Source organism: Nocardioides massiliensis (genome assembly GCF_030811215.1).
In the GTDB taxonomy this organism is placed as follows: domain Bacteria; phylum Actinomycetota; class Actinomycetes; order Propionibacteriales; family Nocardioidaceae; genus Nocardioides_A; species Nocardioides_A massiliensis.
Map to the genome: position 1 here is coordinate 53,953 of NZ_JAUSQM010000001.1, position 15,646 is coordinate 69,598.

Sequence of the window (15,646 nt, forward strand, 5' to 3'; positions counted from 1 at the left end):
AAGGGCGTACCCGGCGCCGCGCGGCGGCTAACCGCGGTCGACCAGCGACTGCCTCATGGGTCGACGAGCGACCAGGCGATCCCGTCCAGGATGTCGGCCTCCGACACCCGCAGGCTCTCCACACCCGTGCGCGCGAGGACCCGCTCCAAGATGAGGGCTCCGGCGCCGATGACGTCGGCGCGCCCGGGGTGCAGGAACGGCAGCGCCCGCCGCTCGGCGACGGTCGAGGCGAGCAGACGTCGCCCGGCCCGCGCGACGTCGGAGGCCGCCAGCACGGCCCCATCGATCGCCGCCCGGTCGTAGGAGTCGAGTCCGAGCACGTCGGCGGTGATCGTGGTGATGGTGCCGGCCACCCCGATCACGGTGCCGGCTTCGGCGAGGTCGACCGGCGCGCCGTCCAACGCGGCCTCGATGTCGGAGATCGCGGCGGCGACCTGCGCCTCGGTGGGCGGGTCACCGGCCAGGTGCCGCTCCGTGAGTCGCACCGCGCCGACGTCCATGGAGCAGGCCTGGCTGCCGGGCGCGGCGGGATCGAAGGCGGCGTACGCCGCACCCCGCACGAGCTCGGTCGAGCCGCCACCGATGTCGACCACCACGAACGGACCCGGCAGCCCGGGCGGCAGTCCGCGCGTGGCACCGGCGAACGACAGCCGCGCCTCCTCGTCGCCGCTCACCACCTCCGGGCGCACGCCGAGGCGCGCCTGCACACCGGCGGTGAACTCGTCGGCGTTGCGGGCGTCGCGCGCAGCGCTGGTCGCGCAGAAGCGCAGATGCGTCACGTCGTGGTCGGCGATGATCGCGGCGTACTCGTCGAGGGCACCGAACAGCCGCGCCAAGGCGTCGGGGTGCAGCTCGCCCGTGCGGTCGACGTCCTGGCCCAGCCGCACCATCCGCATCGTGCGCAGGTGCTCGACGCTGCTGCCGTCGGGCTCGAGGTCGGCGACCAGCAGTTTGACGGTGTTGGTGCCGCAGTCGATCGCCGCGACCCGGGTCACGCGTCGGCCCCGGTGTCGTCCATCTCCCCGGCAACCTCCACGCACGGCCCGGTCGCCCAGAACTCCCCCAGCGCGTCGAGGACCTCGTCGCCGAGCGGGTTCACGCCGCGGCCCTGCGCGAGCGACTGCCCCGCGAGCACGTGCAGGCACTTGACCCGGTCGGGCATGCCGCCGGCCGACACCCCGGCGATCTCCGGCACCTCGCCGATCTCGGCACGCGCCGCGAGGTAGGCCTCGTGGGCACGCCGGTAGGCATCGGCGAGCTCCGGGTCGGTCGCGAGCCGCTCGGTCATCTCCCGCATCAGCCCGGAGCCCTCGAGCGTCCCGATCAGCGAGGCCGCGCGCGGGCAGGTGAGGTAGTAGGTCGTCGGGAACGGCGTACCGTCGGGCAGGCGCGGCTCGGTGGTGACCACGTCGGGGTTGCCGCACGGGCAGCGGTGTCCGACCTCGTGGATGCCGCGCGGGGGACGTCCCAGCTGGGCGGCGACGCGCTGTTCGTCGCGGGGTTCGATGCTCACAGGCTGCTCACGGCCTGACTGACCTCGGCTCGGACCTCGGTTGCTTGGGTGCGCGGATGCGGTCGGCGGGCTGGTCCTGCTCGTCCTCGGGCCGGGCACCGGCCGACTCCACCGCGCCCCACGCCTTGGCCCACCACGGCGGTGGCACCTCGTCCTCGGTGTCCGGCTCGCTCAGCGTCGCCTCCGGCGCCAGCGGCTCGCCGTCGCGGCCGATGACCTGGTAGCTGGTCTCGCCCGGCATGACGAACCCGAGCCGCTTGCGGGCCTGGGTCTCGACGTACGCCGGGTCCTGCCAGCGCCGCTTCTCGCGGCGCAGGTCCTCGATCGCGCTCTCCGAGGCGGCGATCGACGCCCGCAGCTCGCTGAGGTGGCGCTGCTGCTCGAGGTGGGCGCGCATGCTCGAGGCCCACGACACCGCCAGCACGCCGAGCACGACCAGCAGGACCACTGCTCGTCCGGTCGGGCGCGACCGGTCGGAGCGGGCCGCTACCGGACCCGCCGCAGGCCGGGAGCGGGCGGTGGAGCGGACGCCGGGCCGGCCGCCCGGGGAGCCCGGGCGGCGCGACGACGTACGGCGATCGGCCACCGACCGATTCTCCCTCAGGAGGCGGTGAACCTGGGGAAGGCGCTCCGGCCGGCGTAGCGCGCGGCGTCGTCGAGCTCCTCCTCGATGCGCAGGAGCTGGTTGTACTTCGCCACCCGCTCCGAGCGCGCGGGCGCGCCGGTCTTGATCTGACCGCAGTTGGTGGCGACGGCGAGGTCGGCGATGGTGACGTCCTCGGTCTCGCCGGAGCGGTGGCTCATCATGCAGCGGTAGCCGTTGCGGTGAGCCAGCTCGACGGAGTCGAGGGTCTCGGTCAGGGAGCCGATCTGGTTGACCTTCACCAGCAGGGCGTTGGCCTGGCCACCGTCGATGCCGCGCTGGAGCCGCTCGACGTTGGTGACGAACAGGTCGTCGCCGACGAGCTGGGTCTTCGCGCCGAGCTGGTCGGTGATCGCCTTCCAACCCTCCCAGTCGTCCTCGTCGAGGGGGTCCTCGATCGAGACGATGGGGTACGCCGCCACGAGCTCGGCGTAGTAGGCGGTCATCTCCTCGGCGGTCTTGGTCGCCCCCTCGAAGGTGTAGCGCCCGTCCGTGCAGAACTCGGTCGCGGCCACGTCGAGAGCGAGCACCACGTCGCGACCGAGCACGAGACCGGTCTGGCCGATCGCCTCGGCGATCAGGTCGAGGGCCTCGCGGTTGGAGCCGAGCTCCGGGGCGAACCCGCCCTCGTCGCCGACACCGGTGGCCAGACCCCGCTGCTTCAGCACGGACTTCAGCGCGTGGTAGACCTCCGCACCCTGGCGCAGGGCGTCGCGGAAGGTCCCGGCGCCGATCGGCGCGATCATGAACTCCTGGATGTCGACGTTGGTGTCGGCGTGGGCGCCACCGTTGAGGATGTTCATCATCGGCACCGGCAGCACGTGGGCGTTGGGGCCGCCGACGTAGCGGAACAACGGGAGGTCGGCCGAGTCGGCCGCGGCCTTGGCGACGGCGAGCGAGACGCCCAGGATCGCGTTGGCGCCGAGCTCGGACTTGTTGGGGGTCCCGTCGAGGTCGAGCAGGAGCTGGTCGACGAGGCGCTGCTCGGAGGCGTCCTGGCCGATCAGGCGCGGGCCGGCCTTGTCGAGGACACCCTCGACCGCCCGCTGCACGCCCTTGCCGAGGTAGCGGTCGCCGCCGTCACGCAGCTCCACCGCCTCGAAGGCGCCGGTAGACGCGCCGCTGGGGACCGCCGCGCGGCCGGTCGAGCCGTCGTCGAGGACGACCTCGACCTCGACGGTGGGGTTGCCGCGCGAGTCCAGGATCTCGCGCGCGCCGACAGCCTCGATGGACGCCACAGCATCTCCTCGGTCCGGGTTCGTGGTCAGGGTTCGGGGTGGTGTTCGGGGTCCGAACGGGAGCGGGTGCGCTCCGCGCGAGAGCCTAGCGAGGCGCGGCGGACTCCTGTGCGCGGACCTCGGCGCTGAAACGGCGTACGGCGGAGCGCAGCGCCAGCTCGGGGTCGACGCCGAGCTCGCGGGCACGCACCACCGCAGCCAGCAGCTCCTCGCCCACGACCGTCTCCGCATCACCCTCTCCCGTCACTCCCCTACGTGAGCGCTCTGATGCAGCCCCTTCGAGAGCGCTCACGTAGGGGAGTGACGCGGGCGCGGGCGTGATGCCGGCACGCTCGGCGCGGGCGAGCACCTTGTCGGCGAGGCTCAGGCCGGGCAGGGTCGGCGCGATCCCGTCGAGCACGGAGTCGCGCTGCTTCTCGGCGGCCTTGATGGTCTCCCAGTTGGTGCGCACCTCCGCCGCGTCCGCAGCCTGGGTGTCGCCGAAGACGTGCGGGTGGCGGCGCACCATCTTCTCGACGATGCCGCGGGCGACGTCGTCGATGTCGAACGGGTCCTCGGCGCGCTCCTGGGCGAGGCGGGCATGGAAGTAGACCTGCAGCAGCAGGTCGCCGAGCTCCTCGCGCAGGTGGGTGGCGCCGTCAGGTTCCCCTGGCTGATCGAGGCCCTCGATCGCCTCGATCACCTCGTGGCTCTCCTCCAGGAGGTAGCGCACGAGGGAGCGGTGGGTCTGCTCGCGGTCCCACGGGCACTCCCGGCGCAGCCGGTCCATCACCGCGACCAGCTCGAGCAGCCCCGAGGTCCGGGGCTCGTTCTGGTCGCGGGCGGTCACGAGCAGAGCTGGGAGGCGGGCAGCTGCGCGACGAACCCCGGGTCGGGGGTGCCCTGGCCGGCGAGCTGGGCGAACTCGCTCTGCGGGACCGACAGCGACGCGGTGCCGGGGACGAGCTGGCCGTCGGCGAACGCCCCGAACCGTGGGTCGACCTCGACGTCGAGCGTCTCGACGTACTCCGCCTGCAGACGACGACCCTCGGCGAACGCGTCGTCCTCGGTGACCTCGGTGGCACCGGACGCCGCCAGCGACCGGGTGCCGATCTCGATCAGCATGAGCTGACCCTCGGTGAAGTCACGCAGCGTGTCGCGGAAGGCGTCCTGCCGGTCCTCCGGGAGGGCGGCGATGCCCGGCTCGTTCTGCGCCAGCGCAGCGGACACCGCACCGGGGTCGGCCTCGACGCCCTCGGACTCACCGAACTGGCGGGCGAGCTCGGCGTCGAGCAGCACCTGCAGCGCACCGGCGCGCGCCCCGGAGGAGGGAAGCTGCGGCGTCTGTCCACCCGGGCCCGGGCTGAGGTTGGCCGAGCACAGCGCTTCCGCGACCGACTCGACGCGGTCCTTGCTGATCGTGCGGTCCCCGACCTCGGCGGCGACGCCCGGGCGCAGGTCGCAGCCACTGAGCGCGATCGTCGCGACGGCCGCCGCAGCGACCGCGAGCGTGCGGACAGGTCGGCGCCCGGTCGTGCGGGCGAGGGTTCGGCGCATCACGACGGCATCGTACGCAGGAAGCGGCGCTCAGGCCTCGACCGGGTCGATGATGCTGTCGACCACCAGATGCACCCAGTCCAGCAGCTCGCCGTCGCGCAACGGCTTGCCGCCGATGCCGGGGTCGCTCGGGCGCGGCACGAGAATCGTGGACGTGCCGGCCTTGAGCAGGCTCTTGGGATACATCCGGTTGAGCCGCACCTGGCGCGAGTCGGGCAGGTCGATGGGCGCGAACCGCACGTACTTGCCCTGCAGCGTCACCTCCGACAGCTTCGCGCGCCGGGCCCGGCCGCGGAAGCGCGCGACCTCGAGCAGCCGCGCGACGGGCTCGGGGGGCGCGCCGTAGCGGTCGGTGAGCTCCTCGCGCAGCTGCGCGACGTCGTCGTCGGTGCGCACCTCGGCCATGCGCTTGTACATCTCCAGCCGCAGCCGCTCGCTGGGCACGTAGTCGTGGGGCAGGTGCGCGTCGACGGGCAGGTCGATGCGGACCTCGGCCTGCTCCTCCTCGGTCTGACCGCGATACTCCGCGACCGCCTCGCCGACCAGGCGCACGTAGAGATCGAAGCCGACGTCGGCGATGTGGCCGGACTGCTCGCCACCGAGCAGGTTGCCGGCGCCGCGGATCTCCAGGTCCTTCATGGCGATCGCCATGCCGCCGCCGAGGTCGGAGTGCTGCGCCAGCGTCGCCAGCCGCTCGTGTGCGGTCTCGGTCAGCGGCTTGTCGGCCGGGTAGAGGAAGTAGGCGTAGGCCCGCTCCCGGCCACGACCGACCCGCCCGCGCAGCTGGTGGAGCTGGGAGAGGCCGAGGGTGTCGGAGCGCTCGATGATCATCGTGTTGGCGTTGGAGACGTCCAGGCCCGACTCGACGATGGTGGTGCACACCAGGACGTCGAAGCGCTTCTCCCAGAAGTCGACCATCACCTGCTCGAGCTGGTGCTCGCCCATCTGGCCGTGGGCCGTCGCCACCCGCGCCTCGGGCACGAGCTCGCGGATCTTGGCCGCGGCCTTGTCGATCGACTGCACCCGGTTGTGGATGTAGAACACCTGGCCGTCGCGCAGCAGCTCGCGGCGTACGGCGGCGATCACCTGCCGGTCCTCGTAGGCCCCGACGTAGGTCAGCACCGGGTGCCGCTCCTCCGGCGGGGTGGTGATCGTCGACATCTCGCGGATGCCGGTGATCGCCATCTCGAGCGTGCGCGGGATCGGCGTCGCCGACATCGCCAGCACGTCGACGCTGGTGCGCAGCCGCTTCATCTGCTCCTTGTGCTCGACGCCGAAGCGCTGCTCCTCGTCGACGATGATCAGCCCGAGGTCCTTGACCTTGATGTCCGGGTTGAGCAGCCGGTGGGTGCCGATGACGATGTCGACCGACCCGTCCGCGAGGCCGGCGATGACCTCCTGGGCCTCCTTCTCGGTCTGGAACCGCGAGAGCCCCTTGAGGTTGACCGGGAAGGCCGACATCCGCTCGGCGAAGGTCGAGTAGTGCTGCTGCACCAGCAGCGTGGTGGGCACGAGGACGACCACCTGCTTGCCGTCCTGCACGGCCTTGAACGCCGCGCGGACGGCGATCTCGGTCTTGCCGTAGCCGACGTCGCCGCAGACCAGGCGGTCCATCGGGACGGTGCGCTCCATGTCGCGCTTGACCTCGTCGACCGTCGTCAGCTGGTCAGTGGTCTCGACGAAGGGGAACGCGTCCTCGAGCTCGCGCTGCCACGGGCTGTCGGGCCCGAACGCGTGACCCTGGGTCGCCTGCCGGGCGGCGTACAGCTTGATGAGCTCGCCGGCGATCTGGCGCACCGCCTTGCGGGCGCGGCCCTTGCGCTTGGCCCAGTCCGCGCCGCCGAGCCGGTCGAGGCTGGGCTGCTCGCCGCCGACGTAGCGGGTCACCTGGTCGAGCGCGTCGGCCGGGACGTAGAGCCGGTCCGGCGGGTGGCCGCGCTTGGAGGCGCCGTACTCCAGGACGAGGTACTCGCGGGTCGCACCGGCGACCTCGCGCTGCTTCATCTCGATGTAGCGACCGACGCCGTGCTGCTCGTGGACGACGTAGTCGCCGGGCTTGAGCTCGAGCGGGTCGATCTGCTTCTTGCGCCGCGTCGGCATCCGGCGCATGTCCTTGGTGGAGCTCTTCTGCCCCAGGATGTCCTCACCGGTGAGCACCGCCAGGCACTGCGCCTCGTCGCGGAACCCGTGGTCGAGGGTGCCGGTGGTCGACACGACGATGCCCTCGGGGGCGTCGTCGGGCGTCTCGATGCTCTCGGCGACGCGCACGGGGATGTCGGCCTCGCGCAGCAGCTCGGCCATGCGCTCGCTCGTGCCGTGACCCTCGCTGACCAGCACGACCCGCGAGCCCGTGCGCAGCCACGAGCGAATGTCCTCGACGGCGCGGGGCACCTCGCCGCGGTAGGACTCGACGGCCGAGACCTGCACGGCGCGGCTCTCGCCGTCGCGTCCACTCTCGTCGACCTCGTCCAGCCCGAAGGGGCTCATCGACCACCACGCCTGCCCACGCGCCAGGGCGTGGTCGCGGACCTCGTCGAGGTCGCGGTAGGACGCCGCCCCCAGGTCGACCGGCGCCTCGCCCCCGGTGGCCGCCGCCGCCCACGACGCGGCGAGGAACTCCTCGCTGGTCGCGACCAGGTCGCGGGCCCGCGAGCGCGCTCGCTCGGGATCCATCACCACGACCGTGGTGCCGACCGGCAGCAGGTCGACGAGCAGCTCCATCTCGTCGACCAGTGCCGGGGTCAGCGACTCCATCCCCTCGACGGCCTGGCCCTGCGCGATCCGCTCGCAGATCTCGGCCAGCGCCGGGTGCTGCGCGCCGAGAGCCGCGGCGCGACGGCGTACGTCGTCGGTGAGCAGGAGCTCACGGCACGGCGGGGCCCACACCCGGTCGACCGCCTCGAGCGTGCGCTGGTCGGCGACGGAGAAGGCGCGGATCTCCTCGACCTCGTCGCCCCAGAACTCCACGCGCAGCGGGTGCTCCTCCGTGGGCGGGAAGACGTCGACGATGCCGCCGCGCACGGCGAACTCGCCGCGCTTCTCGACCATGTCCACGCGGGAGTACGCCGCCCCGGCCAGGCGTTCGACCACGTCGTCCAGCGGGGCCTCGGAGCCCTTGACCAGCTCCACCGGCTCGAGGTCGGCCAGGCCCTTCACCTGCGGCTGCAGGACCGAGCGCACCGGCGCCACGACGACCTTGAGAGGACCGTTGGAGGCAGCCCGGTCGGTCGAGCTCGTCGAGACCCCGGGATGGGCGAGCCGGCGCAGCACCGCGAGCCGTCGGCCGACCGTGTCGCTGCGCGGCGACAGTCGCTCATGCGGCAGCGTCTCCCAGGACGGGTAGTAGGCGACATCGTCGGGGTCCATCAGGTCGCCGAGCATCCGGACCAGGTCCTCGGCCTCGCGGGCGGTGGCCGGGACCGCCAGGACGGTGCGGCCGGCCTGCACGAGCCCGTGCACGAAGAACGGCCGCAGCGCCGGCGGCGCCGTCAGCCCGAGCGTCGGGGCGGTGCCGTCGGTGGTCTCGAGGGCGTGCGCGAGCACGGGCTCACGCAGGACGATCTCGGATAGTCCCTGCAGGCTCACACGTGCTCCCAGACAGCGCAGACAAACGCGGACAACGCGACGGAACCCCTGCCGCGGCGCAGACAGGGGTGATGGGCTCGATTCTACGGAGGTCCGCCGAGCGCCCCGCACCCCGGGAGAGCAGGTCCGGTCAGGCCTGGTGCCGCTGCTCGACCTCGCCGGCGACCGTGACCAGGGCGTCGAGCACCCGCCGTACGACGAGGCGCTCGGCGCGATCGGGACGAGCCAGCGCGAGGATGCTGCGACGGGCCGCGACACCGTCGAGGGGGCGGAGCCGGATGGCACCCTCGACGGTCGTGAAGCGCGGCAGGATGCCCACCAGCTCACGAGCCGGGTCGCCGGCCACGAGCGCCTCGACCAGCCGGTTGTCGCGCACCCGCTGGCGCACCTGCACCACCTGCCCGGTGGCCTGCTCGACCGCCCGGCGCACGGTGTCGAACGGGAACCCGAGCGGCACCCCGACCCACGGCAGGGAGGCCACGTCCTCGGGCGTCAGCCGCTCGCGCGCGGCCAGGTCGTGCTCCGGTGCCATCGCGACGTCGAGCGGTTCGTGGGCCAGGTGCTGCACGACCAGACCGGCGGCACCGCCCTCCGGCAGCGCGGCGAGGCTGTGGCCGACGACGAGGTCGTGGTCGCGGGTGAGGGCGGCGTACTCCCGCTCCGCCCGGTCGACGTCGTCGATGACGACCTCGATGCCGTCCGGCAGTGCCGCCAGGACGCCCGGCAGCAGGAACGCCGCCGCGCTCGGCAGCGCCGCGACCGTCACGGTCCCCCGCACCCCGCCGCGGAACTCCTGCCAGCGCGCCTCCGCCCGCGCGATGCCGGAGGCCACCTCCCGGCCCGCGTCGGCCAGCACCCGCCCGGCCGCCGTCAGCCGGAGGCCACGCCCGTGCGCCTCGACCAGGGGTACGCCGAACGCCCGCTGCGCGGCGCGCAGCTGCTGCGACACCGCCGACGGTGTGCGGTGGGTCGCCTCGGCGACCGCGGTCAGACTCCCCCGCTCGTCGAGCTCGCGCAGCAGCTCGAGGTGGCGCGGGTCCATGAAGGCAAACTACACAGTCAGTGAACGAGGTTTCGCTTTTCCTGAACTGATGCGGCGCGGAGGATGGCTGCGTGCCGCTGTCCCTGCCGATGTCCCACCGCCTGCTCGCCACGCTGGTCGCCGCATTGTGGGGCCTCAACTTCCTCGCGATCGCCGCGACCCTGGAGCACTTCCCGCCGCTGTTCGCCGTCGCGCTGCGGTTCGTCGTCCTGGCGGTGCCGACGCTGCTGTGGATCCCGCGGCCACAGGTGCCGCTGCGTCTGCTGATCGGGTACGGCGTCGGGTTCGGCGTCGTGCAGTTCGCCTTCCTCTACCTCGGCATGACCACCGGGATGCCGGCCGGCCTCGCCTCGTTAGTGCTGCAGGCGTCGGCGCCCTTCACCGTGCTGCTGGCAGCGGCGTTCCTGCGCCAGGGGTTGAGCCGGCGGCGGGTGGCCGGCGTCGTGCTCGCCAGCGGGGGTCTGGCGGTCGTCGGGTTCCAGCGCGCCGAGTCGGCCGCGCTGCTGCCGTTCGTCCTCGTGCTCGTCGGCGCGCTCGGCTGGGCGGTCGGCAACGTCTGCTCCGCCCAGGCGCGCGCACCGAAGCCGCTGCACGTCGTGCTGTGGATGTCGGTGGTGCCGCCGGTGCCGATGCTCGCCCTGGCGTGGGTCGTCGAGGGGCCCGATCGCATCACGACGTCGTTGACCTCGGCCGGGCCGACCCTGGTCCCTGCGCTCGTCGGCATGGCCTACACGATCGTGCTCGGCACCCTCGTCGGCTCGGGGATCTGGACCTGGCTGATGGCCCGCCACCCTTCGGGGGTGATCGCGCCGTTCTCCATGCTCGTGCCGGTGGTCGGCATGAGCGCGGCCTGGCTGGTCCGCGGGGAGACCGTCACCGTCGGCGAGCTCATCGGCGCCGTCCTCGTGGTCACCGGCGTGCTGATCGCCAGCATCGCCCCGCGCGCGTCGCGCGAGGCGCGCCGATCGAGGCAGCGCCTCAGCGGCGCACGATCACCGAGGACCCGTGACCGAACAGTCCTTGGTTCGCGGTGATGCCCACGCGGGCGCCCTCGACCTGGCGTCCCTCGGCCTGACCGCGCAGCTGCCAGGCGAGCTCGCAGACCTGCGCGAGCGCCTGGGCCGGGACGGCCTCGCCGAAGCACGCCAGCCCACCCGACGGGTTCACCGGGATCCGGCCGCCGATCGTGGTGTCACCGGCACGCAGCAGGGACTCGGCCTCGCCACGTCCGCACAGCGCGAGGTCCTCGATCCAGTCGAGCTCCAACGCGGTGGACAGGTCGTAGACCTCGGCGACGTCGACGTCCTCGGGGCCGATGCCGGCCTCCTCGTAGGCCGCGTGGCCGATGGAGGCCTTGAAGGTGCGCTCCGGTGCCGGCACCGCGGTCGAGGACTCGGTGGAGAACAACGGCATGTCGATCACGGTCTGCGGGAACGTCGGCGTCACCGTGGAGACCGCCGCGACCCGCACGGGGTCGGCGATGCCGTGCTTCTTGGCGTACTCCATCGACGTCAGCAGCACCGCTGCTCCACCGTCGGACGTCGCGCAGATATCGAGCAGGTGCAACGGGTCGGAGACGACGGCGGAGCTGAGCACGTCGCCGACGCTGACCTCCTTGCGGTAGCGGGCATACGGGTTGTTGAGCCCGTGCTTGGCGTTCTTGACCTTCACCTGCGCGAAGTCCTCCGGCGTGGCGCCGTAGAGGTCGATGCGCCGGCGTGCGTAGAGCGCGAAGTACGCCGGGTTGGTCATGCCCATCAGCCGGAAGCGCAGCCAGTCCGGGTCGTCCCAGCGCTCACCGGCGTTGGGGGCGAGGAAGCCCTTCGGGGTGGTGTCGGCGCCGACGACCAGCGCGACCTCGCACATCCCGGCGAGGATCCGCGCGCGGGCGGTGTCGATGGCCTGGGCGCCGGTGGCGCAGGCGGCGTACGACGTGGCCACCGACGCGCCGTTCCAGCCCAGCGCCTGGGCGAACGTCGAGCCCGCGACATAGCCGGCGTAGCCGTTGCGGACGGTCTCGCCACCGACGATCAGGTCGACGTCCTCCCACGGGACGCCCGCGTCGTCGAGCGCGGCGCGCGCGGCGGCCACGCCGTACTTGACGAACGAGTGACCCCACTTGCCCCACGGGTGCATGCCGACGCCGAGGACGGCGACCTCGTTGCTCACTTGCTCTCCCCAGTCTCGATGGTCTCGACAGGCTCGACCGACGAGTGCGGCTCGACCGACTGCACGGGCTTCCAGCGCCACACCGTGCGCTCCTCACCGTCCTCGTCGACGTAGAGCGGCTCGACGACGAGCTCGACCTCCGCGCCGACCTTCAGGTCGGCCACGCCGTAGCCGTCGGCGACCTGGCCCAGCACGACGAGGCCCTCGTCCAACTCGACCGCCGCGAGCGCGAACGGCTCGTAGGGGTCGGTGCGGGGGATGTAAGGCGGGGGCGGCTGGTACTGCGCGTCGGTGTAGGACCACACGCGGCCGCGGCGCGACAGCTCGGTCGCCGCGAACTCCTCGCCCGAGCACGCCGGGTTCTTGCAGAACGTCGTCTCCGGTGGGAACGCGTGGGTCCCACAGTGCGTGCACGTGCTGCCGACGAGTGCCGGCTCGGGACCGGTGGTGAACCAGTCGACCGCGGGCGTTGCCATCCGGACCTCCGCAAACGAGAACATGTTCCGGGCGCACCCTACTGGCCGCCAGCACCGGGCCCGGCGCCCTTCCCTCTGGGCGGGATCAGTCGTCGACGGGCGGGACCTCGGCCCCCTCCGCAGCGTCGCGGTCGGCCCACTCCAGCAGGGGTGCGGGGTCGAAGACCGCGTCGTCGATGCCGGCGTGCAGGTCACCGAGGCGCGCGAACCGCTCCGGCACCGTGGCGATCGTGAAGTCGCCGGGCTCGCACCGGTCGACCTCCTCCCACGCCACCGGAGCCGACACCGTGGCCTCGGGGTTGCCGCGCACGGAGTACGCCGCGGCGATGGTGTGGTCGCGGGCGTTCTGGTTGTAGTCGACGAACAGCGCCGCCGGGTCGCGGTCCTTGCGCCACCAGGCGGTGGTGACATCGGGGCTGCGGCGCTCGACCTCGCGCGCGAACGCCAGCGCCGCCCGGCGTACGTCGGCGAAGGGGTGGGGTGGGATCCGGACGTAGACGTGCAGGCCCTTGCCACCCGACGTCTTCGGGAACCCGGTCGCCCCGAGCTCGTCGAGCACCTCGTGGACGACGTGGGTGACGCGCTGCACCGTGGCCCAGTCACACTCCGGCCCGGGGTCGAGGTCGATGCGCCACTCGTCGGGCTCCTCGAGGTGGCCGCGGCGGCTGTTCCACGGGTGGAACTCCACCGTCGACATCTGCACGGCCCAGATCACCTGCGCGATCTCGGTGACGCACAGCTCGTCGGCGGTCCGCTTCCAGCGCGGGAAGAACACCTCGACGGTGTCCATCCAGGGGGGTGCGCCCTTCGGCAGGCGCTTCTGGTGCACCTTCTCCCCCGTCACGCCCGTCGGGAAGCGTTGCAGCATGCAGGGGCGCTCACGCAGCGCGTTGACGATCCCGTCGCCGACGGCGAGGTAGTACTCGACCAGGTCGAGCTTCGTCTCCCCGCGCGCCGGGAAGTAGACGCGGTCGGGGTTGGAGACGCGCACGACCTTGTCGTCGACCTCGAGCTCGATCGCCTTGCTCGCCATCACGCACCTCCTGTGGATGACCCCGGCCTACCCGCCCGAGGATGCCGTAGAACCGCACGATGGTCCTGGACGTGTTGTATGCGCTCGGGGGCGTCGCGCGTAGGCGCACGCTGTTGGCCTACGTCTCGCGCGCAGACCTCGACCGCGCCGTGGCAGCCGGGGACGTCATACGAAAGAGCCGGGGCACCTATGCGGTCCCGGAAGCGGACGCCGCAATGGAGGCAGCCGTACGGCTTGGCGGACTGGTGTCCCACACGAGCGCGGCATTGCTGCACGGATGGGCCGTCAAGTCCGTCCCGCAGCTGCCGCACGTCACCGTCAGCCGGGGCCGGCGCCTGCCGCGGGAGGCGCGCGAGCTGGCTGTCGTCCACCGGGCCGAGCTGACCGCGCGCGACGGCTGGGTGGCCACGAAGGAGACGACGCTCGAGCAGTGCCTGCGTCAGCTGCCTTTCGACGAGGCGCTCAGCGTGGCCGACTCCGCCCTGCGCGCCGGCTTCGGAACGCAGCTCCTCGCCCACATCGCCGACACCGCGAAGGGGCCAGGTGCGCGCCAGGCCCGACGCATCGCCGCTGCAGCCACGTTGCTCGCCGCCAACCCGTTCGAGTCGACGTTGCGGGCCATAGCGCTCGACGTCCCCGGGCTGTCAGTGCGTCCCCAGGTCACCCTGCCGGGCCTGGGCCGACCGGATCTTGTCGACGAGCGACTCCGGTTGATCCTCGAGGCCGACTCCTTCACCTGGCACGGCAACCGCGCAGCGCTGGCGGCCGACTGTCGGCGCTACAACCGGTTCGTCGTCGAGGGCTGGACGGTGCTGCGGTTCAGCTACGAGGACGTGATGGGGCGCCCCGACGACGTGCGACGAGTGCTGGTCGCCGCCGTTGCGCTCGCCGAACTGCTGAGCAAACGAGCTCCCGGACGCGACAGTGCCGCCTGACGGCAGGCGACTGCCACCCGTTTGCTCAGCAGTTCGGTTCTCAGTCGGTGCCGTGCTCGCGGATGAAGGCCAGGATCGGCTCGGCGAGCTCCGGGCGGCAGACGACCAGGTCGGGCAGGAGCACGTCGTCCTGGTTGTAGACCAGTGGGCTGCCGTCGATGCGGGAGGTGTGCAGTCCGGCGGCGCGGGCGACGGCGACGGGGGCGGCGGAGTCCCACTCGTACTGTCCGCCGGCGTGCACGTAGGCGTCGGTGACGTCGCGGACGACCGAGATGACCTTGGCGCCGGCGGAGCCCATGGGGACCAGATCGGCGCCGATCTCGGCGGCCAGCGCCTCGACGAAGGCGGGCGGGCGCGTGCGGGACACGGCGATGCGCGGCCGCGCCGCGGTCGAGTCGGGCACGACGGGGGGTGCCCCGGTGTGGAAGGTGGTGGCGAGTCCCGGCTGGGCGACGGCACCGGCGGCCAGGTCGCCGGCGGCGCGGGTCCAGAGCGCGACGTGGACGGCCCAATCCTCGCGCGGGGGCTCGGAGAACTCCCGGGTGCCGTCGAGCGGGTCCACGATCCAGACCCGGTCGGCGTCGAGGCGGCGCTTGTCGTCCTTGCCCTCCTCCGACAGGACGGCGTCGCCGGGACGGTGCTGAGCCAGCAGCTCCATCAGCAGCTCGTGGGCGGCGCGGTCGCCGGCGTCCTTGAGCTCCTTGCCCTCCAGGCCCTGGCCACGGACCTCGACGAGAAGGTTGCCGGCGACCTCGGCGGCCCAGGCCGCCAGGAGGTGGTCGTCGTGCTCGATCCCGGGCGGGCTGGCAGGCGCGAAGTCGTTCACGGCCGCCACCCTAGAGCCCCTCAGGAGTTGAAGCGGCTCTGCGTCCGCTCGAGTCCCTCACTGATCAGGGACTCCACGGCGTCGGCGGCGAGCACGACCTGGAGCGGGAGCTCCTTGCGCTCGGCCGAGGAGTACGGCGACAGCACGAAGTCCGCCGGCGCCTGCCGACCCGGGGGACGGCCGATCCCGGCGCGCAGGCGGTAGAAGTCACCGGTGCCGAGCGAGGACCGCATCGACTTCAGCCCGTTGTGGCCGTTGTCGCCGCCCCCGAGCTTCACGCGCAGGGTGCCGAAGCCGATGTCGAGCTCGTCGTGGATCGCGATGACGCGCTCGGCAGGCACCTTGTAGAACTTCGCGAGCGTCGAGACCGGTCCGCCGGACTCGTTCATGTAGGTGCGCGCCTTCATCAGCACGACACGGGGCACGTCGGGGCCGGGCGGCCCCAGTCTGCCCTCCACGACGTCGGCGCGACCGGACTTGTGGGCCCGGAACCCGGAGCCCATCCGCTGCGCCAGCTCCTCGACGACGAGGTAGCCGATGTTGTGGCGGGTCTGGGCGTACGTCGGGCCGGGGTTCCCGAGCCCCACCACCAACCAGGCGGCGTCGGACATCGCAGAACTCCCGGCCCTTCGTCGGATCCAGCTCAACAC

The 15,646-nt window shown here is 72.5% G+C and carries 15 protein-coding genes; 2 read left to right on the forward strand and 13 right to left on the reverse strand.

The features are described from left to right. Positions 1-53: 53 nt before the first annotated feature. The 8 genes from J2S59_RS00265 to J2S59_RS00300 form a co-directional block, all read right to left on the reverse strand. Positions 54-995, reverse strand: a complete 942-nt coding sequence (locus tag J2S59_RS00265; RefSeq protein ID WP_306824697.1) for a Ppx/GppA phosphatase family protein — start codon at positions 993-995, stop codon at positions 54-56. After that, positions 992-1,513 carry a DUF501 domain-containing protein gene (locus tag J2S59_RS00270; RefSeq protein ID WP_068121279.1) on the reverse strand — a complete coding sequence of 174 codons (522 nt, stop codon included), beginning with the start codon at positions 1,511-1,513 and terminating at the stop codon, positions 992-994. Before J2S59_RS00270 ends, J2S59_RS00265 begins: the two co-directional genes overlap by 4 nt. Before the next feature lie 7 nt (positions 1,514-1,520). Further along, the gene (locus J2S59_RS00275; RefSeq protein ID WP_306824698.1) at positions 1,521-2,099 is read right to left on the reverse strand and encodes an FtsB family cell division protein; all 579 of its coding nucleotides are present in this window, start codon (positions 2,097-2,099) and stop codon (positions 1,521-1,523) included. A 14-nt stretch (positions 2,100-2,113) separates the two neighbouring features. Further along, a complete protein-coding gene (eno, locus tag J2S59_RS00280) occupies positions 2,114-3,394 on the reverse strand; it encodes a phosphopyruvate hydratase (RefSeq protein ID WP_068117127.1) in 1,281 nt (426 codons plus the stop codon). Between the two features lie 85 nt (positions 3,395-3,479). Beyond that, positions 3,480-4,223, reverse strand: coding sequence for a nucleoside triphosphate pyrophosphohydrolase (locus J2S59_RS00285; protein ID WP_246360093.1), 744 nt, complete (start codon positions 4,221-4,223; stop codon positions 3,480-3,482). After that, on the reverse strand, positions 4,220-4,933 hold the full coding sequence (locus tag J2S59_RS00290; protein ID WP_068117125.1) for a SurA N-terminal domain-containing protein: 714 nt from the start codon (positions 4,931-4,933) through the stop codon (positions 4,220-4,222). Before J2S59_RS00290 ends, J2S59_RS00285 begins: the two co-directional genes overlap by 4 nt. 27 nt (positions 4,934-4,960) lie before the next feature. Beyond that, on the reverse strand, positions 4,961-8,515 hold the full coding sequence (mfd, locus tag J2S59_RS00295; protein ID WP_306824699.1) for a transcription-repair coupling factor: 3,555 nt from the start codon (positions 8,513-8,515) through the stop codon (positions 4,961-4,963). A 130-nt stretch (positions 8,516-8,645) separates the two neighbouring features. Further along, entirely contained in the window at positions 8,646-9,557 is a 912-nt protein-coding gene (locus tag J2S59_RS00300) for a LysR family transcriptional regulator (protein ID WP_306824700.1), read from the reverse strand. 71 nt (positions 9,558-9,628) lie between these two features. Between J2S59_RS00300 and J2S59_RS00305 the strand changes: the two genes are divergently transcribed. Further along, the gene (locus J2S59_RS00305; RefSeq protein ID WP_306824701.1) at positions 9,629-10,591 is read left to right on the forward strand and encodes an EamA family transporter; all 963 of its coding nucleotides are present in this window, start codon (positions 9,629-9,631) and stop codon (positions 10,589-10,591) included. Here the strand turns inward: J2S59_RS00305 and J2S59_RS00310 are convergent. From J2S59_RS00310 to ligD, 3 genes are all read right to left on the reverse strand, one after another. Beyond that, the gene (locus tag J2S59_RS00310; RefSeq protein WP_068125107.1) at positions 10,536-11,726 is read right to left on the reverse strand and encodes a lipid-transfer protein; all 1,191 of its coding nucleotides are present in this window, start codon (positions 11,724-11,726) and stop codon (positions 10,536-10,538) included. The genes J2S59_RS00305 and J2S59_RS00310 overlap by 56 nt on opposite strands. Further along, entirely contained in the window at positions 11,723-12,202 is a 480-nt protein-coding gene (locus J2S59_RS00315; RefSeq protein WP_068125104.1) for a Zn-ribbon domain-containing OB-fold protein, read from the reverse strand. Before J2S59_RS00315 ends, J2S59_RS00310 begins: the two co-directional genes overlap by 4 nt. A gap of 85 nt (positions 12,203-12,287) precedes the next feature. Beyond that, on the reverse strand, positions 12,288-13,235 hold the full coding sequence (gene ligD / locus J2S59_RS00320) for a non-homologous end-joining DNA ligase (RefSeq protein ID WP_068125102.1): 948 nt from the start codon (positions 13,233-13,235) through the stop codon (positions 12,288-12,290). A gap of 59 nt (positions 13,236-13,294) precedes the next feature. Between ligD and J2S59_RS00325 the strand changes: the two genes are divergently transcribed. Continuing rightward, positions 13,295-14,170: a DUF559 domain-containing protein gene (locus J2S59_RS00325; protein WP_068125100.1), complete on the forward strand. Its 876-nt coding sequence runs from the start codon at positions 13,295-13,297 to the stop codon at positions 14,168-14,170. A 40-nt stretch (positions 14,171-14,210) separates the two neighbouring features. Here the strand turns inward: J2S59_RS00325 and J2S59_RS00330 are convergent, their stop codons facing one another. After that, positions 14,211-14,996, reverse strand: a complete 786-nt coding sequence (locus tag J2S59_RS00330; protein WP_246360663.1) for a 3'(2'),5'-bisphosphate nucleotidase CysQ — start codon at positions 14,994-14,996, stop codon at positions 14,211-14,213. 20 nt (positions 14,997-15,016) lie between these two features. After that, a complete protein-coding gene (gene pth / locus J2S59_RS00335; RefSeq protein WP_306824702.1) occupies positions 15,017-15,607 on the reverse strand; it encodes an aminoacyl-tRNA hydrolase in 591 nt (196 codons plus the stop codon). Positions 15,608-15,646: the final 39 nt, after the last annotated feature.